Source organism: Streptomyces sp. NPDC093984 (assembly GCF_044764595.1).
GTDB lineage: Bacteria > Actinomycetota > Actinomycetes > Streptomycetales > Streptomycetaceae > Streptomyces > Streptomyces cynarae.
Genome location: NZ_JBIWIM010000002.1, coordinates 62765 through 88882 on the forward strand (window position 1 = coordinate 62765; position 26118 = coordinate 88882).

Below are 26118 nucleotides of genomic sequence, written 5' to 3' on the forward strand. Positions count from 1 at the left end.
ACGTGACCAGTGCCGCGGCAGGCAGCGTTCGCTTGCGGCACTAGGCAGGCGGCAGGCACTCCTTGGCCGGCGGACGGCCCTCGGGCCAGGCGATCCGTACGAACCGCGCACCCCCGTCCGGGGTGAGTTCCACGATCGGTACGGCCTTGTCGTACGGGTTCCCGTGCACGTCGAGGCAGATCCAGCCGCTCGCCCCGTCCACCCGGTGCGAGCCCTTCATGAACGCCCACTCGTTCACCACGTCCGTCAGCGCGGGCACCGAGTCGCCGGTCGGCGTGGCCTCCCGCATCCCCTGCACCGCGAGCCGCATGGCGTCGTACGCGATGATCAGCTGCCCGTCGGCCAGATCCACCGGCCCGATCGGCCCCACCGGCTGCTTCGCGCCACGCGCGATCAGGCCGTCGAGCTCCTGTGCGTCCGCCGCGCTCCCGCCCGTCCGTGCCGTCTCCTTCTTCCACGCGTCGGGATGCGCGAGCGCGGTGTAGCGCACGGACAGGTTCCGGGTGAGGGCCTTCCAGTCGAGGCGCTTGTCCCCGTTGAGGTACGAGCCCTCGTCGCCCGTGAGCACGGTGAGCCGGTGGTCCATGCAGCCGCGCGCGCCCAGCGCGTTGACGAACTGCCGCAGCTGGGTGTGGCGCCCGGCGAACAGGATCGTGTCGGTGGTCTTCGGGGTGTCGCACACCAGTTGGGTGATCTGCCGGAACTGGTTCGCGGTCGTGCCCTCCTGCGTTCGGTCCACGGGCGGGGTGAACGGCTGCGCCTGGTACGGCGATCCGGCCACCAGCTTCTCGAACGCGCTCTGCAGGGTGCGTGTGTAGGGGTCGCCCGGCTTGTCGTACACGAGCAGCGCCCTGCCCCCGGAGACCCGGGCGAAGGACGCGAGCGCGCGGGCCGAGTCGCTGTTGGTGGGGGCGACACGGGCGAGCCCCGGGTAGGGGTCCTTGCCGTCGGCCCCGTTGGCGAGGCTGTCGGCGGTGATGGAGGAGCCGACGACCGGGATGCCGCGGTGGGTCAGCTCCTTGACGGCGGCACGGTTGTTGTCGGTGCTCAGCCCTATCCCGGTCACCGCCCGCAGCCGGTCGGCACCCTCGGCCATCTGCGTCAGCCGGTCGACCACACGCGGCCAGTGGGACCCGTCCCGGCCGGTGTTGGCGAGCACCAGCCGGATCTGGGGGGTCTCCCCGGTCGTGTCGTGGTTGGCCCGGTACTGGGCGAGATAGGCGCCCTGGAGTTCGTGCAGCGTGTCGTCCACACTGTCCGGGTCACTCGCGGTGAACGGCTCGAAGAGCGCCACGGTGACGTAACCGCCGGACTTCAGACGGTCGTTCTCCCGGTACACCGCCTCCACCACGTCGGCGAACCGGCGCTCCCCGAAGTCGTACGCCGTCGTCGACACGCCCACACAGTCGCCGCCGTCGAGGCGGGCCACGCCGGGGGCGCAGGAGGGCTGCCGGCCGATGTAGGTGACGACGGCCCACGCGGCGCCCGCCACCAGCACGGCGGCGAGCAGCAGCGCCGCATACCGGCGGAAGCGGATCTCCCAGACGTCCTCGCGCAGCCAGGTCCACCAGCGTGCCGCCATCATCGCCCCCCGTTCTCGTACGGTCCGCACGGACCGCCCCGACCAGCCCGGCCGCCCCGACCAGCCCGACCCCATGGACCGCACCGGCCCGCCGTCACACCGGTCATCCCCGGTCCCCGTCCCCGTTCCCGTCCTCGTCGTCGCCGGGGATGCGCAGGGGCCGTCCGGCCAGCGCGTCCGTCGGCCAGTCCCGCGAGGCCCGCCACAGCAGGGCGGTGCCCGAGGGGCGCAGGTTCGACAGCTGCTCCAGTTCGAAGCGCAGCCGTTCGGCCACCTTCGCATCGGGCAGCACCAGCGGATCGGTCAGCTGCCACACCGCGTGCAGCAGCCGCCGCACCCGCAGGTGCAGGACGGGGTCCACGCCCTGCGGCGGCCGCTGTTCGGCGTCCGTACGGCCGAGCGCGACCGCGGCCCGGTGGTCGTGGTCGTGACCGCCGTCGAAGTCCCGGCCCTCGGGGTCGTGCGCGTGGTAGTAGGGCGCGGACGCGATGAAGACCAGCGCGGACAGCCAGCTGCCGACATCCGTGCCGGTGAAGGTGTCGCGCAGATGGGCCACCGCGAAGTCCGCCTTGCCGAGGGCGAGTTCGTGGTGCAGCCGGTAGCGGGCGGCATCCGCCCCGCCCTGCTCGCCGTAGTGGTCGACGAGCGCGCGGTGCGCCGCCTGCCACTGGGCGTGGCCCGCGTCGAGGTGGTGCAGCCGCAGCAGGAGCAGCGCGCGCAGGAACGGGTCCCCGACGAACTGTCCCGGCGCGCTCGGCCAGCCCTCCGCGGCGAGCCGTTCCTCCAGTCCGAGCACCCCGGCCGCGCCGAAGTCGTCCGGGAGGCGGTCCCGGGCGAGCGCCAGCGCCGACGGGCGGTCGTGGGCGGCGGCGAGCACGGTCAGCTCGTCGAGCCGGCCGCCGGGCACCAGCCGGTCCAGCAGCTCCTGGTAGGCGGGGCGGCCGTCGTGGTCGTCGTGGACGGTGACGTCCCCGGTGAGCAGGGCGCCGAGGGACGCGGCCCCGCGCGGCAGGTTCTGCCGGGCCGACTCGGCGAGCAGGGTGATGCCGAGCGGGCTGCCGCCGGTGAGCCGGTGCGTGGCGTGCGGAAGCTGGGGCGGTACGTCCACGCCCCGGCAGACGGCGCCCACGATGTGCAGGGTGTCGTCGGGCTTGAGCGGCGGCAGCGACACGAGCAGCGCCCGGGAGGACGGGGAGGCGCCGGGCTCCCAGCCTGTGGTACGGGCGACCTCGGTCAGGGTGCGGCGGGCCGCGTTGCGCAGCGCCGGGTGGCTGTAGCCGCGCAGAGCCGAGAAGAAGACGACCCGGTCGCGGATGCCGTCCGCGCGGTCACGCAGGACGCACTCCAGCAGGCCGCGTCCGGCGGGTTCCTGCACGTTGTCGATGAGGATCACCGGGCGGCCGACGCGGCGGGAGCGCTGCACCACACCGGCGTAGGCGTCGTCGAGGTCGGCCAGCAGGGCCCGCACGAGATGGCGCTCGGCGTGGGTGCGGGAGTCGCCGCCGGCCCGGAAGTGCCCGGACAGCAGGATGAGCCCCAGCTTGGGGTTGCCGCCCGCGTTCGGGTAGTCGCGGTACCAGGTGGCCGCCCTGCGCAGCCGGCGGTGGGTGGGGGAGACGCCCTCGCTGAAGGACTCCAGGGTCGCCTCGATGATCGGCTCGACGACGGGGCCGGTGTTCGACATGGACGCGATCAGCTTGGCGACCACCTTGCTCACCCAGCGGCCCGCGAAGCCGTCGAGGAAGGACCGGGAGTCGTTCAGCAGGAGGATCCGCTCGGCCTCCTGCCGGATGCGCGGCACGTCCCGGTCGCCCCAGCCGCCCGCCGCGACCGCGAGCAGCCCGGAGGCGAGCCGCGGGAACCCGATCCGCCGGGCGCCCGTCACGGGCTCGGCGAGCTGCTCGGCGACGGTGGTCAGCGCCTGCGCGACCGGCGACCAGACCTCGCCGGGCCGCTCCGGCGGCGGACCGGCGAACTGTGGTTCCTCGCCGTCGATCAGCGCGACGGGCGTGTGCCCCTGGTAGGCGGCGCGCACCTCGTCGAGCAGCGCGCTCTTGCCGAGTCCGCGCCTGCCCGTGAACACCACGAACGGCAGGTCGCCGTCGTGCTCGTACGGGCAGGAGCGAAGCTGGTGGGGTCGCAGACCGACGAGCCGCGAGGCGAGCCCGGGCGGCTCGGTGTCGAACAGAGGCTCCCGGCCGTGCAGCCGTCTGTCGTCCACCGCATCTCCCCCCGGCGCGGTCCGCTTCGATGTGCTGCTGTGAGCTGTACCCAGAAGTGAGGTATACCCAGACCACCGTTGAAAAATGGGGAGTTGATTCGGATCGGAGCGCACGATGACCGTCTGGTTGCGAAAGTCTGCGGAACGAGGACGACGATGACCGAGGCCCTGACCGATCCCCGTGTCCCCACGATCGACCTGCGGCCGTGGCTGCACGGAGACCCCGCCGCCCGCGCCCGCATCGCCCGCACCGTCGACGAAGCCCTCCAGACCGCGGGATTCCTGCTGGTCACCGGCCACGGCGTGGACCCGTCCCTGCGCACCCGGATCCGCGAGACCGCGCGGACCTTCTTCACACTGCCGGTGGCGGTCAAGGAGAAGTACGCGGCCCGGGTCGGCGGGCGCGGCTGGCTCGGCCCCGGCACCGAGGCCAACGGCTACGCGGAGGGCACCGAGACACCGCCCGACCTGAAGGAGTCACTGACCTTCGCGACGCAGGAGCCGTTCGGGGACCCGGAGATCGACGCGGAGTGGTACGCGCCGAACGTCTGGCCGGCTCAGGTGCCGGAGCTGCGCGGGCTGTGCGAGGAGTACCTGGCGCGGATGGCGGAGCTGGAGAACCGTCTGCTGTCGCTGCTCGGCGAGGCCCTGGGCCTGGAACCGGACTTCTTCACGCGGCACATGGCCCGCCCCACCTACGGCTTCAACATCAACTGGTACCCGGGTACGGACGTCGTCGGCGAGCCGGAGCCGGGCCAGTTCCGCATCGGCCCGCACACCGACTTCGGCACGGTCACGATCCTGGACCGGCAGGCGGGCAGGGGCGGCCTGCAGGTGTGGACGGACGAGGGCGGCTGGGAGGACGCCCCCTACGACCCCGAGGCGTTCACCATCAACATCGGTGACCTGATGGCCCGTTGGACGGGTGATCGCTGGCGCTCGGGCCGCCACCGCGTCCTGCCGCCGCCGGTGGACGCTCCCGCCGAGGAGCTGATGTCCCTGGTCTACTTCGGCGAGTGCACCCCGGGGACGGTCGTGGAGTCGGTTCCGGCCCCGGTGGGCAGGGTGGCGTACGAGCCGGTGGACTCGCATGTCTATCTGCGGGAGAAGCTGGACTCGATCACGGTGAACTGAGGCCCACTCGAGCAGCGCGGGTTCCGTCAGTCGGCCGCGGGCCCCTCGCCCCGCTCCCGGCGCCGCAGCTCCTCCTCGCGGCGGCGCAGGTCGGCCTCCCACTCCTTCAGCAGGGCCTCGTCCTTCTTGTTCTCTTCCTTGAGGGACCTCAGGAACTCGGGATTGTCGTCGGGTGCGACGAAGGTGGTGCGGTGGTTGCGGTGCCACTCGGAGGGCGTGGAGCCGTTCACCGGGGCGGGGCCGCGGTGCTTGCCGGCCACCAGCCAGGCGATCGGGCCGACCAGCACCTCGCCGAAGAGCAGGATGATGATCACCCAGACCACCTTGGGCAGCCCGCGCACCTGCTCCTCGGGGGTGTTCAGGCAGTCGATGAAGGCGTATATCCACAGCGCCAGGACCAGCAGGAACGGCAGATACCTGAACATGGTGGTGCGATCCCCCAGGAGACGGCGAGGGGCGCGACGGGCCCCGGTGACGGGGTCAGGGTAGCGGGTGGCCGCTGTGCTGTTCCGGGGGCCGCTGCGCGCACAGCCCCTCCGCGGCGAGCCGGACCCCCGGCCGAACCGCCGGGGCGCCCGGAGTTCCGAACCGGGTCTCGGCGATACTGGGACGCATGGCTTATGACGATCTTCGGTCCCTGCTCCGGGCGCTGGAGCGCGAGGGAGACCTCAAGCGCATCAAAGCCGAGGTCGACCCCTATCTGGAGGTCGGGGAGATCGTCGACCGGGTGCAGAAGTCCGGCGGTCCCGCGCTGCTCTTCGAGAACGTGCGCGGGTCGAGCATGCCGCTGGCGATGAACGTCTTCGGCACCGACCGGCGGCTGCTGAAGTCCCTCGGCCTGAAGTCGTACGACGAGATCTCCGAGAAGATCGGCGGCCTGCTGAGGCCCGAGCTGCCGCACGGGTTCGTCGGGGTGCGCGAGGCGTTCGGGAAGCTCGGCGCGATGGCGCACGTGCCGCCCAGGAAGGTGAAGACCGCGGACGCGCCCGTCCAGGAAGTCGTGCTGCACGGCGACGACGTCGACCTCGACACCCTGCCCGCCCTGTTCACCTGGCCCAAGGACGGCGGCTCCTTCTTCAACCTCGGGCTCACCCACACCAAGGACCCCGAGACCGGGATCCGCAACCTCGGTCTGTACCGCCTCCAGCGCCACGACAGGCGCACCATCGGCATGCACTGGCAGATCCACAAGGACAGCCGCAACCACTACCAGGTGGCGGCCCGGCGCGGGGAGAGGCTGCCGGTCGCCATCGCCTTCGGCTGCCCGCCCGCCGTGACGTACGCCGCCACGGCGCCGCTGCCCGGCGACATCGACGAGTACCTGTTCGCCGGGTTCATCGCGGGCAAGCGGATCGAGATGGTCGACTGCAAGACGGTGCCGCTCCAGGTCCCGGCGAACGCCGAGGTGGTCCTGGAGGGCTGGCTGGAGCCCGGCGAGACGCTGCCCGAGGGGCCGTTCGGCGACCACACCGGCTTCTACACCCCCCAGGAGCCCTTCCCGGCGCTGACGATCGACTGCGTCACCATGCGCCGCCGCCCGCTGCTCCAGTCGATCGTCGTGGGCCGCCCGCCGACGGAGGACGGACCGCTCGGCCGTGCGACGGAGCGGTTCTTCCTCCCCCTGCTGAAGATCATCGTGCCGGACATCGTGGACTACCACCTGCCCGAGGCGGGCGGCTTCCACAACTGCGCGATCGTCTCGATCGACAAGAAGTACCCCAAGCACGCCCAGAAGGTGATGCACGCCGTCTGGGGCGCCCACATGATGTCCCTCACCAAGCTGATCGTGGTCGTCGACTCCGACTGCGACGTCCACGATCTGCACGAGGTCGCCTGGCGCGCCCTCGGCAACACGGACTACGCCCGGGACCTCACCGTCGTCGAGGGCCCCGTCGACCATCTCGACCACGCCTCCTACCAGCAGTTCTGGGGCGGCAAGGCGGGCATCGACGCCACGAAGAAGTGGCCCGAGGAGGGCTACACGAGGGACGGCGGCTGGCCCGACATGGTCCTGTCCGACCCCGATACGGCGGCGAAGGTCACCCGCCGCTGGAAGGAGTACGGCCTGTGAGCAGCGCCTCCGCCGCGATTCCGCAGCCCGGACGCACCAAGGCGTTCCTGCGCCTTGTGATGATCGAGCACTCCGTCTTCGCCCTGCCCTTCGCGTACATCGCCTCGCTGACCGCGATGTACCACTGGGACCGGAACATCCACTGGGGACGGCTGTTCCTCGTCACGGTCGCCATGGTGGGGCTGCGCACCTTCGCCATGGCCGCGAACCGGATCATCGACCGCGAGATCGACGCCCGCAACCCGCGCACCGCCCAACGCGAGCTGGTCACCGGTGCGGTGACGGTGCGCCACGCGTGGACCGGTGCCCTGATCGCACTGGTCTTCTTCCTGGGCGCCGCAGCCCTGCTCAACCCGCTGTGCCTGGCACTCGCCCCCATCGCGGTGATCCCGATGGTGGTGTACCCGTACGGGAAGCGGTTCACCAACTTCCCGCAGGCCATCCTCGGTCTCGCCCAGGCGATGGGCCCCATCGGCGGCTGGCTCGCGATCAGCGGCAGATGGGACTGGGACGCGGTGATCCTCGGCCTCGCCGTCGGCATCTGGATCGGCGGCTTCGACCTGATCTACGCCTGCCAGGACGTGGAGACGGACCGCCAGACCGGCGTCCTGTCGGTGCCGGCCCGCTTCGGCATCCCGGCGGCCATCCGGGGCGCCCGCGCCTGTCACGCCGTCACGACGGCACTGTTCGTCTGGTACGCGGTAGTCACCGGCGCCGGCTTCTTCTTCTGGCTGGGCCTGGTGATCGTGGCGGGCGCCTTCCTCTACGAGCACACGATCGTCCGCCCGCACGACCTGACCCGCCTGAACCGGGCCTTCTTCAGCGTCAACGGGTTCATCGGCATCGCCCTGTTCGTGTGCGCGCTGCTGGATCTGCTGACGCGCGGACTGACGGTCTGAAAGCTGCGGAGCTCAAAAGCTGTGCGTCCACTGTGTTATTCATGTGGGCGGAGTACGTACAGTGCTGGTAATGGGCGGCACTTCGCGGATTGAAATGCCGCCCGGACGGGTTAAAGAATCGTCCTGATTCTGGCGAGAATTCCCTTGAAACGGGCCTTTTCGGTAGGCGGGCGCGCCCTGTGCCCCAAGACTGCTGTGCATGGCTACGACAGTCCTCACCCCGCCCACCGGTGCCGCTCGTCGCGCGCCGTGGCGTTCGCCGGCGGATCAGCCGGCATACGCGCGCCCGGCGCTGCTGCTGATCATCGTGCTCGCCGCCGTGCTCTACGCATGGGGGATCGACCACAGCCAGTACCACACGTTCTATGCGAACGCCGTCCGCAGCATGACGGAGAGTTGGAAGGCTTTCTTCTACGGCTCTTTCGACCCCGGGAATTCCATCACGCTCGACAAATTGCCAGGATTCCTGTGGCCGCAGGCGCTTTCCGCCCGCATCTTCGGGTTCCATCCGTGGGCGCTGATCCTGCCCCAGGTCCTCGAGGGGGTGGCGAGCATGCTGGTCCTGCACCGGCTGGTGCGCCGCTGGGCGGGCGTGAACGCGGCGCTGATCGCCTGCACGGCGTTCCTGCTGACCCCGGTGGCCGTGGGGCTCTTCCGCACCGCCGTCGAGGACCCCGCCTTCACGTTGTGTCTGCTGCTGGCGGCCGAGGCCACCCAGCGTGCCGCCCGGGACGGCCGGCTGCGCCCGCTGGTGCTCGCCGGTGTGTGGGTCGGGCTCGGCTTCCAGGCCAAGATGCTGGAGGCGTGGGCGGTGCTGCCCGCGCTCACCCTGGTCTACCTCCTCTCGGCGCCGATCACGCTGCGGAGGCGGCTGGCGCACCTCGGCGTGTCCGCGGTGGTGATGACCGCCGTGTCGGCGTCCTGGATGCTCGCCGTCACCCTCACCCCCGCCAAGGACCGGCCCTACGTGGATGGCACCACCAACAACTCGGCGTTCAGCATGGTGGTCGGCTACAACTTCCTGAACCGCTTCTCCTCCCTCGGCATCAGCGCGGCCTCCACGGGCAGCGTGAGCGCCACGCAGGGCGGCGGAGGCGGCCGGGGCGGCCCATGGCAGGGGGCAGGCCTGGGGCAGGGAACCGGCCTGGGGCAGGGGACCGGCCGGGCGGGCGGCACCGGACTCGGCGGGGGCGCCCAGTACCGCCGTACCGGGACCCGGGGCGCCCTGGGAGCCGGGACGAACGCCGTGCACCGGACCGGCGGCCAGGGCGGTGACGAGAACGGCTGGTCGAAGATGTTCGGTACGTCACTCGCCTCACAGACCGGCTGGCTCTACCCGATCGCCGCCGTCGCCGTCGTCTGCGGCCTCCTGTGGTGCCGGGGCAGGCCGCGCACCGACCGGACCCGTTCCGGATTCCTCCTCTGGGGCACCTGGCTGACCACGTACTTCCTGGTCTTCAGCGCGGGCAGCGTCGCCGGCCACACGTACTACATGGGCGTGATCGCCGTACCGCTCGCCGCGCTCACCGGGGGCGGCGTCGCGCTGATGTGGCGCGCCTACCGCGCCGGCGGGCGTCGCGCATGGGCGCTGCCGGGCGCGGTGGCGGCGACGGCGGCGTGGAGTGCGTACCTCGCCGGCCAGTTCCCGTCGTTCCTGCCGTGGCTGGCGCCCGCGGTGGGCGTGCTCGGTCTCGGCGCCGTCGTCCTGCTGGTGTGGGCCCGTCCGGGGCGTACGCCGTCCGGCGGCCGGCTCGCCCTCGCCGGGCTGGCGGCCTCGCTCACGGCGGTGCTGCTCGCGCCGAGCGCGTGGGCGGTGCAGGTGTTCAACCCCTCCTACAGCAGTACCGGCATGGGCGCGGTCGGTCCCTCCGCCACGCACCGCGGCCACGGCTCGGTGATCTCGGCGGCCGGCCGGACGGGCCGACTGGCCTGGGGCGGCGGCGCGACGCGCGGCACCAGGGCGACCCGCGGCGGCATGGGCGGATTCGGTGGCGTGGGCGGATTCGGTGGCGTGGGCGGCTTCGGCGGCATCGGCGTGAAGGGCGGACTCACCGCGGTCCAGCGGGAGGTGCTCGACTACACCACCGAGCACCAGGGCTCGGCCGCCTACGTGTTCGCCACCACCAGCTGGAACGGCGCGTCCCCGTACATCCTCGCCACCGGTGCCCACGTCCTGCCGCTCGGCGGCTTCAGCGGCAGGGTGCCGTTCCCGACCGAGGCGCAGTTCCGGGAGCTGGTCGACACCGGCAAGGTGCGGTACGTGCTGCTGGGCGGTGGCCGCGGCACGGGCGCTCTGCCCGGCGGTGGTGGGACGACGGCCACGGCGCGGATCACCGACTGGGTCCGCTCGGCCTGCACTCCCGTCCCGGCCTCGGCGTACGGCGGCACGGACTCCGCCGCCGCGGGCACGGCCGCCGGAGCGGTCGCGGCCCAGACGCTGTACCGGTGCACCCCCGGCCGCTGACCGTCCCACTGACCGGCCGCTCCTGGACGGCCCCTCCGCTCGCGCGCGGAGGGGCCGTTCTCGTGAGCGGGTCCCGGTACCGGGCGAGGAGGCGGCGGAGGCTCCGGTAACCGGCCCCTTGGCCCGTTCCTGCGCCGCGGCGCCGGATAGGCTCGGTGTCGTGAACCCAGTCAAGCCAGGAGAGACGCCGCGTACGCCTTGGATCGTAGGGGTGTCCGGCGCCTCCGGCACCCCGTATGCCGCCGCCGTGCTGCGCGGACTCCTCGCCGCGGGTGAGAGCGTCGACCTCGTCGTCTCCCGTGCCTCGCGGCTCACCCTGCTCGACGAGACCGGGATCGCCTTCCGGGACGCCCACTGGCGGGAGGACCTGCGCGAGTGGCTGGGACGGGGCGCCGACGGAAAGCCCGGGACGTTCGTGGTCGACGTCGACGGAGACCGTGTGCGGCACTGGGGCGCCGGGGACCTGGCCGCCGGGCCGTCCTCCGGGTCGTACCCGGCGAAGGGCATGCTGATCGTGCCCGCGTCCACGGCGTGTGTGGCGGGGGTCGCGCTCGGGCTGTCGAAGGACCTGTTGCAGCGGGCCGCGAGCGTCACGCTCAAGGAGGGGCGGCGCCTGGTCGTCGCCGTACGCGAGACGCCGCTCGCCGGGCAGACCCTCAAGCAGCTGGTCGCGCTGGACGAGGCGGGCGCGGTGGTGCTGCCCGCGTCGCCGGCGTTCTACGCGGGGGCCACGCACATCCAGGACCTCGTGGACTTCGTCGCGGGGCGGGTGCTGGACGCGGCGGGGGTGCCGCACCGGCTGTACCGCCGCTGGGAGGGCGAACTCGGCGGTTCCCGGCCCGTCCGGTGACCGCCGGCACCCAGGGGCACCAGGCAGTAGCAGCACAGCACCACTCATCACTTCAGGAACTCTGCAGATCTCTCATCGGATCTCTTCACCGGAAGGCTTCGATCGCATGGACGCGGTGGACAGGCAGCTCATTCAGGCCCTGAGGGAGAACGGCCGGGCCTCCTACGCGGAGTTGGGGCGCCTCGTCGGCCTGTCGGGACCGAGCGTCACCGACCGCATCAACCGTCTGGAGGCGGCGGGCGTCATCACGGGTTACCGCGCCACGGTGAACGCCGCCTCGCTCGGCCTCGGAGTGACCGCCCTCATCGGCATCTCGCTCTCCGACGCCGCCGACCACGAGGACGTGGCGCGCCGGCTGAAGGACCTGCCCGAGATCGAGGACTGCTGGTTCATCGCCGGCGACGACTCCTTCATGCTCAAGGTGCGGGCGACGGACGTGGACGGCCTGGAGAAGATCATCCGCCGGCTGTCGGGCACCAAGGGCGTCTCCCGGACCCGTACCACGATCGTGCTGTCGACGAAGTGGGAGAACAGGGTCGGGGACCTGCCGGAACAGGCCTAGGGCTACGGTTGTCGGAGTCTGTCTCAGAAAGAGGTATCCGCATGGACGTCGGGCTCAAGCGCGAGCTGGAGGACAAGGTCCGCTCCGGTGAGCGGCTGACCCGTGAGGACGGCATCGCGCTGTACGAGTCGGACGACCTGGCCTGGCTGGGCGGCCTCGCGCACGAGGTGCGGACGCGTAAGAACGGCGACGTCGTGCACTTCAACGTCAACCGTCACCTCAACATGACGAACGTGTGCACCGCGTCGTGCGCGTACTGCTCCTTCCAGCGCAAGCCGGGCGAGAAGGACGCGTACACGATGCGGATCGAGGAGGCGGTGAAGCTCGCCAAGGCGATGGAGTCGGAGAACCTCACCGAGCTGCACATCGTCAACGGCCTGCACCCCAACCTGCCGTGGCGCTACTACCCGCGGTCGCTGCGCGAGCTGAAGAAGGCGCTGCCGAACGTGTCGCTGAAGGCGTTCACGGCGACGGAGATCCACCACTTCGAGACGATCTCCGGTCTCTCGGCCTCGGAGATCCTGGACGAGCTGATCGACGCCGGCCTGGAGTCGCTGACCGGTGGCGGCGCGGAGATCTTCGACTGGGAGGTCCGGCAGCACATCGTCGACCACCGGACCCACTGGGAGGACTGGTCGCGCATCCACCGCCTGGCGCACGAGAAGGGTCTGAAGACCCCGTGCACCATGCTGTACGGCCACATCGAGGAGCCGCGCCACCGCGTGGACCACGTGCTGCGCCTGCGTGAGCTCCAGGACGAGACCGGTGGCTTCCAGGTCTTCATCCCGCTGCGCTACCAGCACGACTTCGTGGACATGAAGGACGGCAAGGTCCGCAACCGGCTCCAGGCCCACACGCAGATGGCGACGGGCGCGGAGGCCCTGAAGACGTTCGCCGTCTCGCGCCTGCTCTTCGACAACGTCCCGCACGTGAAGGTCTTCTGGGTGATGCACGGCCTCCAGACCGCGCAACTGGCCCTCCAGCACGGTGCGGACGACATGGACGGCTCGGTCGTCGAGTACAAGATCACGCACGACGCGGACAACTTCGGCACGCCGAACAAGCTGACCCGTGAGGACCTGCTGGAGCTGATCCGCGACGCCGGGTTCCGGCCGGTGGAGCGGAACACCCGGTACGAGATCATCCGGGAGTACGAGGGCCCGGACCCGGCGCGCCGGGAACAGCCGCAGCCGATGAGGGTGTGACCCGGCCGGTGGCTCTCGATTTCACGCTCGACCCCGCCATGACCCCTGCCCTCCGCGACGGGATCCTCGACCTCTGGGTCGATGTGACCAACGCGGGGGGAGCCGTGGGGTTCGTGGCGCCGGTCACCCCGGACGCGATACGCCCCGAGCTGCTGAAGCACCTGATGGCCATGAGCGAGGGGCGCAGCCGGCTGCTCGTCGGGCAGGACGAGGACGGGCGGGTGGCCGCGACCGCGTTCCTCACCTTCAACACGCACCGCCTGATGACCCACTGGATCTGGCTCTACACGGTCATGGTCCACCCGCGGCACCAGGGCAGGGGCTACGGCCGTGACCTGCTGGCCGCCGCCGCGGACGCGGCCCGCGGCCTGGAGGGCATAGAGGCGATACGGCTCACCTGCCGCGGCGGCCTCGGCCTGGAGCGGTTCTACGGCTCCTGCGGCTACAAGGAGGTCGGCCGGATCCCCGGGGCGATCCGGGTGGCCCCCGGGGACGATCGCGAGGACATCATCATGCTGCTGCCGCTGGGGTGAGCAGGGTCGCCCGCCCCCCGCTGCAAGATCGGGCCCCCGGCGTGCTTCACTGGACGGTGCCCTTTGGGAACGTTCGGAACGGATCGGAACGGAAGAGTGGATTGAGATGCTCCGATACACGCTGATGCGCCTCGGTATCCTCGCGGGCTGCCTCGTGGTCGTCTGGGGCCTCGTCTACTCGGGTATCGCCCCGCGCGGCCTCGGCGCCTCCAACGGCCTGTGGATCATCATGCTGGCCCTGGTGATCTCCGCGCCGATCAGCTTCGTGGTGCTGCGCAAGGAGCGGGACCGGGCGTCGGTGCAGATCGTGCAGCGGGTGGACCGTATGAAGGCGAACCTCGACGCCAACCGCAGCCAGGAGGACGTGCCCGACGACACGGCACGGGCGCAGGGGCAGACTTCCTGAAAGCCTGTGTCACAGCGGGCCGACCGTAGTCTTGCCCGCATGGGTTCCGTGAAGACCAAGCGGATGCCGCGGGCCGTGCGGGAGCAGCAGATGCTCGACGCCGCCGTGAAGACCTTCGGGCAGCGCGGCTACATGGCCGCCTCCATGGACGAGATCGCCGAACTCGCCGGTGTGTCCAAGCCGTTGGTGTACCTGTACCTGAACTCCAAGGAATCCCTCTTCAGCGCCTGCATCCGCCGCGAGGCCGCCACCCTCATCGAGGCGGTCCGCTCCGGTGTCCGGCCCGGGACCGGCGCCGACCACCAGCTCTGGGAAGGGCTCCAGGCCTTCTTCACGCACACCGCGCGGAACCCGGACGGTTGGGCCATCCTGCACCTGCAGGCCCGTACGCACGGTGAACCCTTCGCCGCCGAGGTGGCCGCGATGCGCGAGGAGATCGTCGCGTTCGTCACCCGGCTCATCGCCGTAGCGGCACGTGACGGGCACACCCCCTGCTCGAACGGGGTCGAGAGCCTGGGGGAGCAGCACGACCCCGAGCTGCCCGAACACGAGGTCGCCGGGCTCGCCGAGGCCCTGGTCGGGGCCGCCGAGTCGCTCGCGGCCTGGGCCAACGTCACCCCCGGTGTCTCCGCCCGGCAGGCCGCGGCGACCCTGATGAACTTCGCCTGGGCGGGGCTGGGCAATCTCATGGAGGGCCGCCCCTGGTCACCGCCCCCGCCTCGGGCCGAAGCCGCCCGATGAGGTGCGTCCTGTCCCCGCCGCGCAGCTCGAACCGCCCTCCGTCGGCCGCGTAGGTGACGGTGCCGGGCAGCAGGACGGGCGCCTTGAACTCCGCGCGAAGGTGCACGGCGGCGGGCACCGGCTGCTCGGCGAGGCACCGGGCGACGGTCCACATGCCGTGCGCGATGGCCCGGGGGAAGCCGAAGAGGCGGGCGGTGAGCGGGTGCAGGTGGATGGGGTTCCGGTCCCCGGACACGGCCGCGTACCGCCGCCCGACGTCTTCGGCCAGCCGCCACTCGGCGAGGGCGGGAAGGGGTGCGCGGTCCTCGGCGGGCGGGGGTCCTGCCGGGGCGGTCGTGCGGTGCCGGGCGAGATAGGTGCCGGCCGAGTCCCACACGAGCCGGCCGCCGGTACGGGCCTCGGTGACCACAACGGCCTGGGTGCCGCGCCGGTGGGGCGCCAACTCGGCGACGCGCACCGTCAGTTCGTACTCGTCGTCGGGTGCGAGGGCTTCCCGCTGGGTGATCTCGAGGGAGGTGTGCACCAGTCCCAGGAGGGGCAGCGGGAACGCCCGGCCGGCCATGATCCGCATGGCGAGGGGGAAGGCGAGGACGTGCGGATAGGTGAGGGGGAGGGCGTCCACGCCGGTGGGGAATCCACAGACACGCTCGTAGGCGGCCAGGTGGGGGAGGTCGATGCGTACGCCGGGGAGAGTGAGGGGCGTGCGGGGGAAGGGGGCGTCGGGGCGGGGCCGCTTGAAGGGGGAGAGGAGGGCACCACGGGCAAGAACCGGAAGCAGGGAAGGCACGAGAGGGCTCCTTGGTCGACTCGGCTGCGGGCAGTCGTGCCGCTGGGCGGCACGGGCGGGCGCTGGGGGCACCTGCCAGGCCGTTGAGGCGCTGGGGGAGGCGCCTCGGCAGCGTCGAGTCGCGCTCTCTCCCCCGCCAGCCGCAGCAGCGGGCACAGTTCAGCGACGGCTAAGCCCCCAACAGGCTCTGCCCGCACACCCGCACCACCTGCCCGTTCACCGCTCCAGACCCCGGCTGGCACAACCACGCCACCGTCTCCGCCACATCCACCGGCAACCCTCCCTGCCCCAGCGAGTTCATCCGCCGCCCCGCCTCCCGGAGGAGAACCGGCATCGCGGCCGTCATCCGCGTCTCGATGAACCCGGGCGCCACCGCGTTCACCGTCACCCCCCGCTCGGCCGCGACCCGCGGCGCCAGGGCCCGTACGAACCCGATCACCCCCGCCTTGCTCGCCGCGTAGTTCGTCTGCCCCACGTTCCCGGCGATCCCCGCCATCGACGCGCTGGCCACGATGCGCCCGCCGCGCCGCAGCACCCCCCGCTCCAGCAGCACGTCCGTCGTGCGCAGCACACTCGCGAGGTTCACGTCGAGCACCGAACTCCACCTCGGAGCCGCCATGTTGGCCAGCTTCCGGTCCCGGGTGATCCCCGCGTTGTGGACCAGGACGTCGAGCCCGTCCGGCACCTCGTCCGCGATCCGGGCCCCCGCGTCGTCCGCCGTGACGTCGACCGTCACCGCGCTCCCGCCCACACGCTCGGCCACCCGCCGCACCTCGGCCTCGGCCTGCGGCACGTCCAGGCACACCACCCGCGCCCCGTCCCGCGCCAGGACCTCCGCGATCGCCTCACCGATTCCGCGCGCCGCCCCGGTCACCAGCGCGGTCCGTCCGGCGAGCGGCCGTGTCCAGTCCTCGACGGTGACGACCTCCCCGTCCCCGACCTCGACGACCTGCCCGCTCACATACGCCGACCTGGGCGACAGCAGGAACCGCAGCGTGGACTCCGCCGCCCCCGCGTCCGTCAGCCGTACGAGCGTCACCGTCCGTCCTCGCCCGACCTCCTTGCCGAGCGACCGGGTGAACCCCTCCAGGCCCTGCTGCACCGCCGCCCGGTGGTGGTCGGCGGGGTCGAGGGGCGCGCCGAGCACCACCACGCGCCCGCACTCCGCGACCGACCGCACGACGGGGTGCAGCGCCGCGTGCACCTCGGCCAGCCCCTCGACGTCCCGTACGCCGGTCGCGTCCAGGACGACCGCCGCCGGACGCGCGTCCCCGGCCCGCAGTCCGGTGCGGGCCAGCACCGTGCCCAGGTCCGGCAGCTCCGACTTGCCGGCCGTCAGGTGCAGCAACGGCCCGTCCAGCAGCGGCTGTTCGGCCGACCAGCGGCGCAGCGCCACCGGCTGCGGCAGCCCCAGCCGCCGGGTGAGGAAACGACCGGCGGGGGTCCCGGTGAAGCGCAGATAACGGTCGGTCGTCATGGCCCAGCTCCCTGCTCGCCCTCATGCTTACTCCGGAGTAAGGTTACCGGGGGTAAGGCTATGTCACCGGTGAGGAGCAGGTCGAGATGAGCAGTCCCCTCACGATCGGCAAGGTGCGGCGGGTCGCGGTCGTCGGCGGCAGCCGCATTCCCTTCGCCCGCTCCGACGGCCCCTACGCCACCGCCTCCAACCAGCAGATGCTGACCGCGGCGGTCGACGGCCTGGTCGAGCGCTACGGCCTGGACGACCCCGGCGCGGTCGGCGAACTCGTCGCCGGTGCCGTCCTCAAGCACAGCCGCGACTTCAACCTCGCCCGCGAGACCGTGCTGGGCTCCCGGCTCCACCCCCGCACCCCCGCCTACGACATCCAGCAGGCTTGCGGCACCGGCCTCCAGGCGGTGATCGCCGCCGCCAACAAGATCGCCCTCGGGCAGACCGAGTCCGCGATCGCGGGCGGCGCCGACACGGCCAGCGACGCGCCGCTCGGCGTCAACGACCGCCTGCGCCGCATCCTCCTCGAGGCCCGCCGCGCGAAGTCGCCCGGCGCCCGGCTGAAGGCCCTCGCGAAGATCCGCCCCACCCATCTGGTCCCGGACATCCCGCGCAACGCCGAACCCCGCACCGGACTGTCCATGGGCGAGCACGCCGCCGTCACGGCCCGCGCCTGGGGCATCACCCGCGAGGCGCAGGACGAACTGGCGGCGACCAGCCACCGGCGGCTGGCGGCGGCGTACGAACGCGGCTTCCTGGCCGACCTGGTGGTCCCCTTCCGGGGCCTCGAACGCGACCAGAACCTCCGCCCGGACTCCACCCCGGCGAAACTCGCCCGCCTCAAGCCGGTGTTCGGCACGGACGGCCCTAATCCGACCATGACGGCGGGCAATTCGACCCCGCTCACGGACGGCGCCGCGGTGGTTCTGCTCGCGAGTGAGGAGTGGGCGCGGCAGCGGGGCCTCGAACCGCTGGCGTATCTCACGGCGTACGAGACCGCCGCCGTCGACTTCGTCAGCGGGGATGTCGCGGGCGGCGAGGACGGCCTGCTGATGGCGCCGGCGTACGCGGTGCCGCGCATGCTGGAGAAGGCCGGACGCGGCATCGAGGACTTCGACCTCGTCGAGATCCACGAGGCGTTCGCGTCCCAGGTGCTGGCGACCCTCGCCGCCTGGGAGAAACGGGGTCTCGCCCCGGTGGACCGCGCCCGGCTGAACGTGGCCGGGTCCTCCCTGGCCACCGGCCACCCCTTCGCCGCCACGGGCGCCCGGATCGTGGCGACGCTCGCGGGTCTCCTGGCCGAGCGGGACACCCCCTCGCGCGGCCTGATCTCGATCTGCGCGGCCGGCGGCCAAGGCGTCACGGCGATCCTGGAGCGCCCCTGACGGCACCTCAAACCCGTGGGGCGAGGCCTGCACAGCCCCGTCCCCGGACCATCCCCGAACCCGCACAGACTCCCCATGCGGGCGCCGTACGATCGCGGTCCTAACCGGCGGTAACAGCGAGCCGCTGCCGCAGGTGAACACCTCGGTGCGCACCGCGCGTACCTATGCAGCACAGCAGTGTGTAGCTGCAGGCCCCAGGAGCTGCCCATGCCCATCTCGTACTCGTCCGCGCCCGTGCCGGCCGCCCCCGTCGACCTCGACCACGACGGCCGCCCGGTGCTCGTGGAGCCGGAGACCCGGCGGCTGAACGGGGAGGTCCGGGAGGCCTACGTGCCGCCGCTGGTGCCGCCGGTGACCCACGGCTCGCTCGCCGACCTGCCGTTCGAGAACGCGAGCGAGGCGCCCGGCCACCGGGTGCTCAGCCGCCGGGACGCGGACGGCGGCTGGACGGATGTGACGGCGGCCCAGTTCGCCGACCAGGTGCTGGCGCTGGCGAAGGGACTGATCTTTGAGGGCTTGATGCCGGGCGACCGGATCGCGGTCATGGCGCGCACGACCTACGAGTGGACGCTGCTCGACTTCGCGGCCTGGGCGGCCGGCCTGGTCACGGTCCCCGTCTACCCCACCTCCTCGGTGTTCCAGATCCGCTGGATCCTCCAGGACTCCGGCGCGGTGGCCCTGATCACGGAGACGGTCGGCCAGGCGGCGGCCATCGGCCCGGAACGCCACCGCCTGCCCGACCTGCGCCACGCCTGGGTGATCGAGAAGGGGCACGTGGAGCGGCTGGCCGAGCTGGGCGCGGCGGTCCCCGACCAGGAGGTGACCGTCCGCCGGGGCGTGCTCGGCCCGGACACCCTCGCCACCCTCGTCTACACCTCGGGCACGACCGGCCGCCCCAAGGGGTGCGCGCTGACACACGGCAACTTCCTGGCGGAGGTGGACAACGCCACCCAGCTCCTCCACCCGGTCTTCCACGCCAGGACGAGCGAGGAGCCGTCGACGCTGCTGTTCCTGCCGCTGTCGCACGTCTTCGGCCGTATGGTCGCGGTCGCCTGCATCCGCGCACGGGTACGGCTCGGGCACGCGCCCAGCATGAAGGCGGAGGACCTGCTGGCCGACCTGGCGAGCTTCCGGCCGACCTTCCTGCTGGTCATCCCGTACATGCTGGAGAAGGTCTTCAACAACGCCCGGGCGGCGGCCGAGCGCGGAGGCCGAGGAGCGCTGTTCGACCGCGCGGCCTCGGTGGCCCGCCGCTACGGCGAGGCGCTGGAGGCCCGGCAGCACGGCACCGGCCCCGGCCCGAGCCGCGCCCTGAAGGCGGCCCGCGCCTTCTACGACCCGCTCGTCTACCGCCGCATCCGCGGCGCCCTGGGCGGCCGGCTCCGCCATGTGATCAGCGGCGGCTCCCCGCTGGGCACCCGCCTCGCCGCCTTCTACGCGGGCGCCGGCATCGAGATCTTCGAGGGCTACGGCCTGACGGAGTCGACCGGCGCGGCCACCGTCACGCCCCCGCTCAAGCCCCGGCTGGGCACGGTGGGCTGGCCGCTGCCCGGCACCCGGGTGCGGATCGCGGCGGACGGCGAGGTGCTGCTCTCCGGCGGGCAGGTCTTCCGGGGCTACTGGGACCCGCACGCGGGCGGGGTGATCCCGGCGACCCCCGACGGCTGGTTCCCGACGGGCGACATCGGCCGCCTGGACGACGAGGGCTACCTCACGATCACGGGCCGGAAGAAGGAGATCCTGATCACCGCGGGTGGCAAGAACGTGGCGCCCGCCCCGCTGGAGAACTGGCTGCGCTCCCACCCCCTGATCTCGCAGTGCCTCGTCATCGGCGACGGCCGCCCCTATGTCTCCGCCCTCATCACGCTCGACGTGGACGGCATCACCCACTGGCGCCGGATGAACGGCAAGCACCCCGTCCCGCCGGAGCTGCTGGTGGGGGACGAGGAGCTCGACGCGGTCCTGCAGCGCGCGGTGGACGAGGCCAACAAACTCGTCTCCCGCCCCGAGTCGATCCGCCGCTTCGCGGTCCTGCCCGTGGACTTCACCGAGGAGGCCGGGCATCTGACGCCGTCGATGAAGCTGCGCCGTGCGGCGATCATGCGGGACTTCGCCCGTGAGGTGGAGGAGCTGTACGCGCCGTAGGGCCCGTACGCAGCGTATGTCCCCTACGCGCAGTAGGGCCCGTGGGTCACGCCCCCCGCCGACGACGGATCTCACCCGTTCGAGAACGACCACTGGCCCATTTGGCCGCAGGCGGCGGCCGTGCTGGCGGCGGTCCGGGGCCCCCCGTGCTTCCATCGCGTCGAGAGGCGTCGAGGAGGCTCACATGATGGCCGATGATCCACAGCAGGACACCCACGCCCGATCGGGTGCGCCCCGGCGGCGCGTGCTGGCCGCGGCCGCCGCGCTGGCGCCCGTGCTGGCCGCCGCGCACACCGCCCCCGCCCGTGCCCTGCCCGCCGCGGCGGACCACGGACACCGTGACGGGCCGGTCAGACCGGTGCGCACCGCCCTGTCGGACTGGGCGGACGTGGCCAAGGCGCTGGGCCGCGGCGGCGACATGAAGCGCGACCTGATGTACCACACGGGCCTGCCGCGCCGGGATCTGTCGGTGATCTCCCAGGGCGTCCTCGTCAAACCGGAACTCGCCCTGGGCTCCCACGTGTCCTTCGTCCGCTACGCCGACGGCAGCACGATGACGATGGGCGACCTGGTGGTCACCGAGCAGGAACTGCAGCCGTTCCTCGATGTCCTCCAGCAGCACCGGATCGCGGTGACCGCGCTCCACAAGCACCTGCTCTCCCAGATGCCCGACATCTGGTGGGTGCACATCCACGCGCACGGCCACGACCCGGTGACCGTGGCCCGCGGGCTGCGCGCGGCGTTCGACCGTACCGGCACCCCGCCCCCGCAGCGTCCCGCACCGTCCGGCCACACCCTGGACACCGCGGGCATCGACGCGGCGCTGGGCGTCAAGGGCACCTACGACGACGGGGTCTACAAGAGCCTCTTCATCCGCCGCGAGACCATCACCGAGGGCGGCATGGCGCTGCCGCCGGGCCTGGGGTCGACCACCGCGTTCAACTGGCAGCCGCTGGGTGGCGACCGGGTGGCGATCAGCGGCGACGTCGCGATGGTCGCCGCGGAGGTCCAGAACGTCCTCGCGGCCCTCAGACGCGCGGGGACCCAGCTGGTCGAGCTCCACAACCACGGGCTGAGGGACGAACCCCGCCTGTTCTTCACCCACTTCTGGGCCGTCGGGGACGGCGTCACGCTGGCCCGGGGCCTGCGCCCCGCGGTGGACGCCACCAACGCGGCGCCGGCCGGCGGTTGAAGAGACGTCATCCCCCCGCTTCCGGTACCGCCGGCGGCCAAGCACAGCACGTGGACGAGGGAGAACCCCGCGATGACCCAGAGCACCGAACCGAAGATGTGCCCGTTCGACTTCAGCGAGGGTCTGGAGTTCGATCCCGCGCTCGCGGAGCTGATGGCCCGCGACTCCATCACCCGTATCCGGCTGCCGTACGGTGACGGCGCCGCCTGGCTGATCACCGACTTCGAAGGCGTACGGCAGGTGACCACCGACCAGCGGTTCAGCCGGGCGGCGATCATGGGGCACGACTATCCGCGGCTGACCCCGGAGCCCATCGTCTCCCGGGAGTCCATCAACGTGATGGACCCGCCGCACAGCAGCCGCCTGCGCCGTCTGGCGTCCCAGGGCTTCGCCCGGGGGCACGTGGAGCGGATGCGGCAGCAGATCGTCCGGCTGGCCGACACCCTCCTGGAGGAGATGGCCGAGCAGGGGCCGCCCGCGGACCTCGTCCAGCACCTGTCCAACCAGCTCCCGCAGCAGACCATCTACGACGTCCTCGGCATCCCCCGCGAGGACTGGGCGCGGATGCAGGAGTACGCGCACCAGTTGCTCGAGACCGGGCCCGACAGCCGCGAGACCGCCGCGAACGCCAAGGCCGCGCTGCGCTCCTACTTCCTGGAGCAGGTCGAACAGCGGCGGCGCACCCCCGGGAACGACCTGATCAGCGCGCTGGCCGCGGCCAAGGACGGCGACGACGCCCTCGACGACGAGGAACTGGCGGTCATGGCGCTGACGCTGGTGCTCAGCGGGCAGGACACCGCCACCTGCCAGATCAGCGACATCTGCTACCTGCTGCTGACCCGCCCCGAGCTGATGGAGCACCTGAGGAGCCGGCCGGAGTCCCTGACCGACGTCATCAACGAGCTGCTCCGCTACATCCCGTTCCGCAAGGGGGTCGGCATCCCCCGGGTGGCGCTGGAGGACGTCGAGATGGACGGCGTACGGATCCGCAAGGGCGACTTCGTCCACGTGTCGTACCTGACGGCGAACCGCGACCCGAAGCGCTACCCGGACCCGGACGTCATCGACCCGGAGCGGCCGCCCATGCCGCATATGACGTTCGGCTGGGGCGGCCACCGCTGCATCGCCGTACCGCTGGCGATGGCGGAACTGGAGGTGGCCGTCGGGCGCCTGGTGGAGCGGTTCCCGACGCTGCGCCTCGCCGTGCCGGCCGAGGAGATCCGCTGGGACACGGAAACGATCCGCCGCTTTCCGCTGGAGCTGCCGGTGACCTGGTGAGGCGCGGCCGGGCGGTCAGGCCACCCCGGCCGCCCGCAGCAGGGCCGTCGTGGCCGCAGCGCCCAGCACGACGACCACGAACGGCGCCCGCCGCCACGCCAGGCCCACGGCCACCAGGACCCCGGCCGGGCGCGCCCACCCGGCGAAGCCGCCCGACTCGGTGAGCGCGCCCGTCGTCAGCAGCGCGACCAGCAGCACCACAGCCCCCGCCGACAGCAACCGCTGGACCCGGTCGGGGAGTTCGACGCGGCCGTGCAGCAGCGGGCCCGCCAGCCGGAAGGCGTACGTCCCCACGGCCAGCGCCACGATCGCGGCGAACGTCGCCCTCATGCCTGCCTCCCCGAGGCCTGTCGGCCCAGCGCGAGCAGCCCTGCCAGTGCCAGCAGCACCGGCAGCCCCGCCGGCACGAACGGCGTCACCGCGAGGGCCACCGCGCCGCCGGCCAGCGCCGCCCGCCGTACGCCCGCGTCGTCCCGTACGGACGGGAGGACCAGCGCCGCCAGCACCGCGGGGAAGGCGGCGTCCAGTCCGAAGGTGTCGGTGTCGCCGAGCGCGCCCCCGGCCAGGGCCCCGCCGAGGACGCTCACGTTCCACACCGTGTACATCCCGATCCCGGAGATCCAGAACGCCGCGCGGCGCCGGGCCGGGTCCCGCTGGGCCAGGGCGAAGGCCGCCGTCTCGTCGGTCACCAGGTGAGCGCCCAGGAACCGTGCCGCGCGCCCCCGGCCGCCCAGCACGTCCGCCACCGCGAGGCTGAACGCCGCCGTACGCGTGTTCAGCAGCAGACCCGTCGCCGCCGCGGCCACGGGGCCGCCCCCGGCGAGCAGGATCCCCACCGCGCTGAACTGAGCGGAGCCCGCGTACACCACCAGCGACATCACCACCGGCACCCACACCGGCAGCCCGCCCGCGACCGCGATCGCCCCGAACGAGACGCCGACCACTCCACTGGCGAGGCAGACGAGGGAGATGTCCCGGAGCAGGGCACGGTCCACGGTCGGCGGTAAGGGGAGAACCTCGGGTGTTCGGAACAGCGAACGCATGTTTCCTACAATGGACAACAGCCTTTCTGTTCGTCAAGATGAACGAACGTACCGATGGAGCGAACGCCCGATGGCCCACGACACCGCCGCCCCACCGCCCCGGCTCCCGCTGGACTGGATCGCCGCCGCCCTGCGCCGAGAGCGCACCCGGGCCGGGCTCTCCCTCTCCGAGCTGGCCAAGCGGGCCGGCATCGCCAAGTCCACGCTGTCCCAGCTGGAGGCGGCGGGCGGCAATCCCAGCGTGGAGACCCTGTGGGCGCTCGGCGTCGCCCTCGGCGTGCCGTTCAGCGCGCTGGTCGAACCGCCCGCCCCCGCCGTTCAGGTGATTCGCGCGGGTCAGGGGCCGACCGTGCACTCGGAGCAGGCCGGCTACGCGGCGACCCTGCTGTCCGCGAGCCCGCCCGGCGCGCGCCGGGACCTGTACCACGTCCGGCTGGAACCGGGGGCCGCGCGGCTATCGGAACCCCATATTCCGGGCAGCCTGGAGCACTTGATCGTGAGTGAGGGGCGGGTTCTCGCCGGGCCGCGCGGTGAGGAGGTGGAGCTGGGCCCCGGGGACTACATGGCGTTCCGCGGTGACGTCGCCCATTCGTACGAGGCACTGGCACCCGGGAGCGCCTTCGTGCTCGTCATGCAGCACGTGTGAGCGCGCCTCGGCTCTCGTGGGGGAGGCCGGTGCATCCTGAAGAATTCGCGAAGAATTCATCGAAAGGCAGGAGCCCCGCCGCCGAATGGCGCGGGGCTCCTTGGGTACTGCTCTCAGGTCTGGATCAGGGACTCAGCGATCTTCAGATCGCAGTGACGTTCTCCGCCTGCGGGCCCTTCGGCCCCTGCGTCACGTCGAAGGAGACCTGCTGGTTCTCCTCGAGGGAACGGAAGCCGTTCGCGTTGATCGCGGAGTAGTGGACGAAGACGTCCGGGCCGCCGCCTTCCTGGGCGATGAATCCAAAGCCCTTCTCGGCGTTGAACCACTTCACGGTTCCGGTAGCCATAAGCCCTCCTTGGGCCCAAAGGGTTGCCCTGCTCCAGAACTGCAAGTGTGAAAACGGAACCGCTGCACAACTGCATATGTCTGAAAACGACGAGAGCCCGCGGTCACATGCTCCGCAGGCTCTGTACTGCAAGGAAACCAAACTGCAACTTGCTGCGAGCGTAGCACGCGGGCAGCCAAAAGCAATAGAGGTCAAGATCACGTCACCCGGACGTTTGAATGACGCGGGAACCCTTGACAGCGGGGGGCGAAGACGGCGCCGCAGAGCGCGAGGGCTAGTCTCGCGATGTGGACAATTCTCGCACCCGGCCGCGCGTCGGCCACATCCAGTTCCTCAACTGCCTGCCCCTGTACTGGGGGCTCGCGAGAACCGGCACCCTCCTCGACTTCGAGCTGACCAAGGACACACCCGAGAAGCTCAGCGAGCAGCTCGTGCGGGGCGACCTCGACATCGGTCCGATCACCCTGGTGGAGTTCCTCAGGAACGCAGACGACCTGGTCGCCTTCCCCGACATCGCGGTCGGCTGTGACGGCCCGGTGATGTCCTGCGTGATCGTCTCCCAGGTCCCGCTGGACCGGCTGGACGGCGCCCGGGTCGCCCTCGGCTCCACCTCGCGGACCTCCGTACGCCTCGCCCAGCTGCTGCTCGCCGAGCGGTACGGGGTGGCCCCGGACTACTACACCTGCCCGCCCGACCTCAGCCTGATGATGCAGGAGGCCGAGGCGGCCGTGCTGATCGGCGACGCCGCCCTGCGCGCCAACCTCATCGACGGACCGCGCTTCGGCCTCGACGTCCACGACCTCGGCACGCTGTGGAAGGAGTGGACGGGCCTGCCGTTCGTCTTCGCGGTGTGGGCCGCCCGGCGCGACTACCTGGAGCGGGAGCCCGTCATCACCCGCACGGTGCACGAGGCCTTCCTCTCCTCCCGCAACCTGTCCCTGGAGGAGGTCGGCAAGGTCGCCGAGCAGGCGGCACGCTGGGAGGCCTTCGACGAGGACGTCCTGGAGCGGTACTTCACGACGCTCGACTTCAGCTTCGGGGGCCCGCAGCTGGAGGCCGTCGCCGAGTTCGCCCGCCGGGTCGGCCCGACGACCGGTTTCCCGGCGGACGTGAAGGTGAAGCTGCTCGAACGGTAGGGGAGTTGTCCGCTCCGTCCCTAC

24 protein-coding genes are annotated in these 26118 nt (G+C 71.9%); 16 read left to right on the forward strand and 8 right to left on the reverse strand.

The features are described 5' to 3' along the window. Nucleotides 1-40 precede the first annotated feature (40 nt). Nucleotides 41-1582: an ABC transporter substrate-binding protein gene (locus tag ACIRC0_RS08090; RefSeq protein WP_403614654.1), complete on the reverse strand. Its 1542-nt coding sequence runs from the start codon at nucleotides 1580-1582 to the stop codon at nucleotides 41-43. A 103-nt stretch (nucleotides 1583-1685) separates the two neighbouring features. Then, entirely contained in the window at nucleotides 1686-3803 is a 2118-nt protein-coding gene (locus tag ACIRC0_RS08095) for a hypothetical protein (protein WP_403612946.1), read from the reverse strand. Between the two features lie 156 nt (nucleotides 3804-3959). Between ACIRC0_RS08095 and ACIRC0_RS08100 the strand changes: the two genes are divergently transcribed. Continuing rightward, on the forward strand, nucleotides 3960-4937 hold the full coding sequence (locus ACIRC0_RS08100) for an isopenicillin N synthase family dioxygenase (protein WP_403612949.1): 978 nt from the start codon (nucleotides 3960-3962) through the stop codon (nucleotides 4935-4937). Nucleotides 4938-4963: 26 nt separating this feature from the next. Here ACIRC0_RS08100 and ACIRC0_RS08105 read toward each other — a convergent pair whose 3' ends face one another. Then, nucleotides 4964-5362 carry a PLD nuclease N-terminal domain-containing protein gene (locus tag ACIRC0_RS08105; protein WP_403612951.1) on the reverse strand — a complete coding sequence of 133 codons (399 nt, stop codon included), beginning with the start codon at nucleotides 5360-5362 and terminating at the stop codon, nucleotides 4964-4966. Between the two features lie 188 nt (nucleotides 5363-5550). Between ACIRC0_RS08105 and ACIRC0_RS08110 the strand changes: the two genes are divergently transcribed. The 9 genes from ACIRC0_RS08110 (at nucleotide 5551) to ACIRC0_RS08150 (ending at nucleotide 14668) form a co-directional block, all read left to right on the forward strand. Continuing rightward, nucleotides 5551-7008 carry a menaquinone biosynthesis decarboxylase gene (locus ACIRC0_RS08110; RefSeq protein ID WP_403612954.1) on the forward strand — a complete coding sequence of 486 codons (1458 nt, stop codon included), beginning with the start codon at nucleotides 5551-5553 and terminating at the stop codon, nucleotides 7006-7008. Next, complete coding sequence (gene mqnP, locus ACIRC0_RS08115; RefSeq protein WP_403612957.1) at nucleotides 7005-7907, forward strand: menaquinone biosynthesis prenyltransferase MqnP; 903 nt, start codon at nucleotides 7005-7007, stop codon at nucleotides 7905-7907. The genes ACIRC0_RS08110 and mqnP overlap by 4 nt, the downstream gene beginning before the upstream one ends. Before the next feature lie 199 nt (nucleotides 7908-8106). Beyond that, nucleotides 8107-10371 (forward strand): ArnT family glycosyltransferase, encoded by a 2265-nt coding sequence (locus ACIRC0_RS08120; RefSeq protein ID WP_403612959.1) that lies wholly within the window; start codon nucleotides 8107-8109, stop codon nucleotides 10369-10371. A gap of 160 nt (nucleotides 10372-10531) precedes the next feature. Next, nucleotides 10532-11221, forward strand: coding sequence for a UbiX family flavin prenyltransferase (locus ACIRC0_RS08125; RefSeq protein ID WP_263231321.1), 690 nt, complete (start codon nucleotides 10532-10534; stop codon nucleotides 11219-11221). A gap of 106 nt (nucleotides 11222-11327) precedes the next feature. After that, nucleotides 11328-11783, forward strand: coding sequence for an Lrp/AsnC family transcriptional regulator (locus ACIRC0_RS08130; protein WP_403612962.1), 456 nt, complete (start codon nucleotides 11328-11330; stop codon nucleotides 11781-11783). Nucleotides 11784-11824: 41 nt separating this feature from the next. Next, a complete protein-coding gene (gene mqnE / locus ACIRC0_RS08135; RefSeq protein ID WP_403612965.1) occupies nucleotides 11825-12988 on the forward strand; it encodes an aminofutalosine synthase MqnE in 1164 nt (387 codons plus the stop codon). A gap of 8 nt (nucleotides 12989-12996) precedes the next feature. Beyond that, nucleotides 12997-13521 carry a GNAT family N-acetyltransferase gene (locus tag ACIRC0_RS08140; protein WP_403612967.1) on the forward strand — a complete coding sequence of 175 codons (525 nt, stop codon included), beginning with the start codon at nucleotides 12997-12999 and terminating at the stop codon, nucleotides 13519-13521. Between the two features lie 106 nt (nucleotides 13522-13627). Then, nucleotides 13628-13927 carry a DUF4229 domain-containing protein gene (locus tag ACIRC0_RS08145; RefSeq protein ID WP_403612969.1) on the forward strand — a complete coding sequence of 100 codons (300 nt, stop codon included), beginning with the start codon at nucleotides 13628-13630 and terminating at the stop codon, nucleotides 13925-13927. Nucleotides 13928-13966: 39 nt separating this feature from the next. After that, nucleotides 13967-14668, forward strand: a complete 702-nt coding sequence (locus ACIRC0_RS08150) for a TetR/AcrR family transcriptional regulator (RefSeq protein WP_403612971.1) — start codon at nucleotides 13967-13969, stop codon at nucleotides 14666-14668. Here ACIRC0_RS08150 and ACIRC0_RS08155 read toward each other — a convergent pair. Continuing rightward, nucleotides 14613-15455: a MaoC family dehydratase gene (locus ACIRC0_RS08155; protein ID WP_403612974.1), complete on the reverse strand. Its 843-nt coding sequence runs from the start codon at nucleotides 15453-15455 to the stop codon at nucleotides 14613-14615. The genes ACIRC0_RS08150 and ACIRC0_RS08155 overlap by 56 nt on opposite strands. Before the next feature lie 169 nt (nucleotides 15456-15624). Continuing rightward, the gene (locus ACIRC0_RS08160; protein WP_403612976.1) at nucleotides 15625-16932 is read right to left on the reverse strand and encodes a 3-oxoacyl-ACP reductase; all 1308 of its coding nucleotides are present in this window, start codon (nucleotides 16930-16932) and stop codon (nucleotides 15625-15627) included. A gap of 86 nt (nucleotides 16933-17018) precedes the next feature. On the opposite strand from ACIRC0_RS08160, the gene ACIRC0_RS08165 reads away from it, so the two are divergent. The 4 genes from ACIRC0_RS08165 (at nucleotide 17019) to ACIRC0_RS08180 (ending at nucleotide 22923) form a co-directional block, all read left to right on the forward strand. Further along, a complete protein-coding gene (locus tag ACIRC0_RS08165) occupies nucleotides 17019-18308 on the forward strand; it encodes an acetyl-CoA C-acetyltransferase (protein ID WP_403612979.1) in 1290 nt (429 codons plus the stop codon). Nucleotides 18309-18515: 207 nt separating this feature from the next. Next, nucleotides 18516-20453 carry an AMP-dependent synthetase/ligase gene (locus tag ACIRC0_RS08170; RefSeq protein WP_403612982.1) on the forward strand — a complete coding sequence of 646 codons (1938 nt, stop codon included), beginning with the start codon at nucleotides 18516-18518 and terminating at the stop codon, nucleotides 20451-20453. Nucleotides 20454-20637: 184 nt separating this feature from the next. After that, the gene (locus ACIRC0_RS08175) at nucleotides 20638-21645 is read left to right on the forward strand and encodes a DUF1259 domain-containing protein (RefSeq protein WP_403612985.1); all 1008 of its coding nucleotides are present in this window, start codon (nucleotides 20638-20640) and stop codon (nucleotides 21643-21645) included. Between the two features lie 72 nt (nucleotides 21646-21717). After that, nucleotides 21718-22923 carry a cytochrome P450 gene (locus tag ACIRC0_RS08180; protein WP_403612987.1) on the forward strand — a complete coding sequence of 402 codons (1206 nt, stop codon included), beginning with the start codon at nucleotides 21718-21720 and terminating at the stop codon, nucleotides 22921-22923. A 15-nt stretch (nucleotides 22924-22938) separates the two neighbouring features. On the opposite strand, the gene ACIRC0_RS08185 is transcribed toward ACIRC0_RS08180, so the two are convergent. Together ACIRC0_RS08185 and ACIRC0_RS08190 are read right to left on the reverse strand one after the other, a co-directional pair. Next, nucleotides 22939-23253 carry an AzlD domain-containing protein gene (locus ACIRC0_RS08185; RefSeq protein ID WP_403612989.1) on the reverse strand — a complete coding sequence of 105 codons (315 nt, stop codon included), beginning with the start codon at nucleotides 23251-23253 and terminating at the stop codon, nucleotides 22939-22941. Beyond that, nucleotides 23250-23966, reverse strand: a complete 717-nt coding sequence (locus ACIRC0_RS08190) for an AzlC family ABC transporter permease (RefSeq protein ID WP_403612992.1) — start codon at nucleotides 23964-23966, stop codon at nucleotides 23250-23252. Before ACIRC0_RS08190 ends, ACIRC0_RS08185 begins: the two co-directional genes overlap by 4 nt. 70 nt (nucleotides 23967-24036) lie before the next feature. Between ACIRC0_RS08190 and ACIRC0_RS08195 the strand changes: the two genes are divergently transcribed. Then, nucleotides 24037-24612, forward strand: coding sequence for a helix-turn-helix domain-containing protein (locus ACIRC0_RS08195; RefSeq protein ID WP_403612994.1), 576 nt, complete (start codon nucleotides 24037-24039; stop codon nucleotides 24610-24612). Between the two features lie 142 nt (nucleotides 24613-24754). Here ACIRC0_RS08195 and ACIRC0_RS08200 read toward each other — a convergent pair whose 3' ends face one another. Further along, on the reverse strand, nucleotides 24755-24958 hold the full coding sequence (locus ACIRC0_RS08200) for a cold-shock protein (RefSeq protein WP_043442843.1): 204 nt from the start codon (nucleotides 24956-24958) through the stop codon (nucleotides 24755-24757). Between the two features lie 287 nt (nucleotides 24959-25245). Between ACIRC0_RS08200 and ACIRC0_RS08205 the strand changes: the two genes are divergently transcribed. Beyond that, entirely contained in the window at nucleotides 25246-26094 is an 849-nt protein-coding gene (locus ACIRC0_RS08205) for a menaquinone biosynthetic enzyme MqnA/MqnD family protein (protein ID WP_403612996.1), read from the forward strand. Nucleotides 26095-26118 lie beyond the last annotated feature (24 nt).

Excerpts from the sequence above, each read along its gene's own strand:
- ACIRC0_RS08190 (WP_403612992.1), bottom strand. The coding sequence starts at position 23,966 with ATGCGTTCGCTGTTCCGAACACCCGAGGTTCTCCCCTTACCGCCGACC.
- ACIRC0_RS08120 (WP_403612959.1), top strand. The coding sequence starts at position 8,107 with ATGGCTACGACAGTCCTCACCCCGCCCACCGGTGCCGCTCGTCGCGCG.
- ACIRC0_RS08180 (WP_403612987.1), top strand. The coding sequence starts at position 21,718 with ATGACCCAGAGCACCGAACCGAAGATGTGCCCGTTCGACTTCAGCGAG.
- ACIRC0_RS08150 (WP_403612971.1), top strand. The coding sequence starts at position 13,967 with ATGGGTTCCGTGAAGACCAAGCGGATGCCGCGGGCCGTGCGGGAGCAG.
- ACIRC0_RS08100 (WP_403612949.1), top strand. The coding sequence starts at position 3,960 with ATGACCGAGGCCCTGACCGATCCCCGTGTCCCCACGATCGACCTGCGG.
- ACIRC0_RS08160 (WP_403612976.1), bottom strand. The coding sequence starts at position 16,932 with ATGACGACCGACCGTTATCTGCGCTTCACCGGGACCCCCGCCGGTCGT.
- ACIRC0_RS08175 (WP_403612985.1), top strand. The coding sequence starts at position 20,638 with ATGATGGCCGATGATCCACAGCAGGACACCCACGCCCGATCGGGTGCG.
- ACIRC0_RS08165 (WP_403612979.1), top strand. The coding sequence starts at position 17,019 with ATGAGCAGTCCCCTCACGATCGGCAAGGTGCGGCGGGTCGCGGTCGTC.
- ACIRC0_RS08170 (WP_403612982.1), top strand. The coding sequence starts at position 18,516 with ATGCCCATCTCGTACTCGTCCGCGCCCGTGCCGGCCGCCCCCGTCGAC.
- ACIRC0_RS08200 (WP_043442843.1), bottom strand. The coding sequence starts at position 24,958 with ATGGCTACCGGAACCGTGAAGTGGTTCAACGCCGAGAAGGGCTTTGGA.
- ACIRC0_RS08110 (WP_403612954.1), top strand. The coding sequence starts at position 5,551 with ATGGCTTATGACGATCTTCGGTCCCTGCTCCGGGCGCTGGAGCGCGAG.
- mqnE (WP_403612965.1), top strand. The coding sequence starts at position 11,825 with ATGGACGTCGGGCTCAAGCGCGAGCTGGAGGACAAGGTCCGCTCCGGT.
- ACIRC0_RS08105 (WP_403612951.1), bottom strand. The coding sequence starts at position 5,362 with ATGTTCAGGTATCTGCCGTTCCTGCTGGTCCTGGCGCTGTGGATATAC.
- ACIRC0_RS08090 (WP_403614654.1), bottom strand. The coding sequence starts at position 1,582 with ATGGCGGCACGCTGGTGGACCTGGCTGCGCGAGGACGTCTGGGAGATC.
- ACIRC0_RS08195 (WP_403612994.1), top strand. The coding sequence starts at position 24,037 with ATGGCCCACGACACCGCCGCCCCACCGCCCCGGCTCCCGCTGGACTGG.
- ACIRC0_RS08145 (WP_403612969.1), top strand. The coding sequence starts at position 13,628 with ATGCTCCGATACACGCTGATGCGCCTCGGTATCCTCGCGGGCTGCCTC.
- ACIRC0_RS08185 (WP_403612989.1), bottom strand. The coding sequence starts at position 23,253 with ATGAGGGCGACGTTCGCCGCGATCGTGGCGCTGGCCGTGGGGACGTAC.
- ACIRC0_RS08130 (WP_403612962.1), top strand. The coding sequence starts at position 11,328 with ATGGACGCGGTGGACAGGCAGCTCATTCAGGCCCTGAGGGAGAACGGC.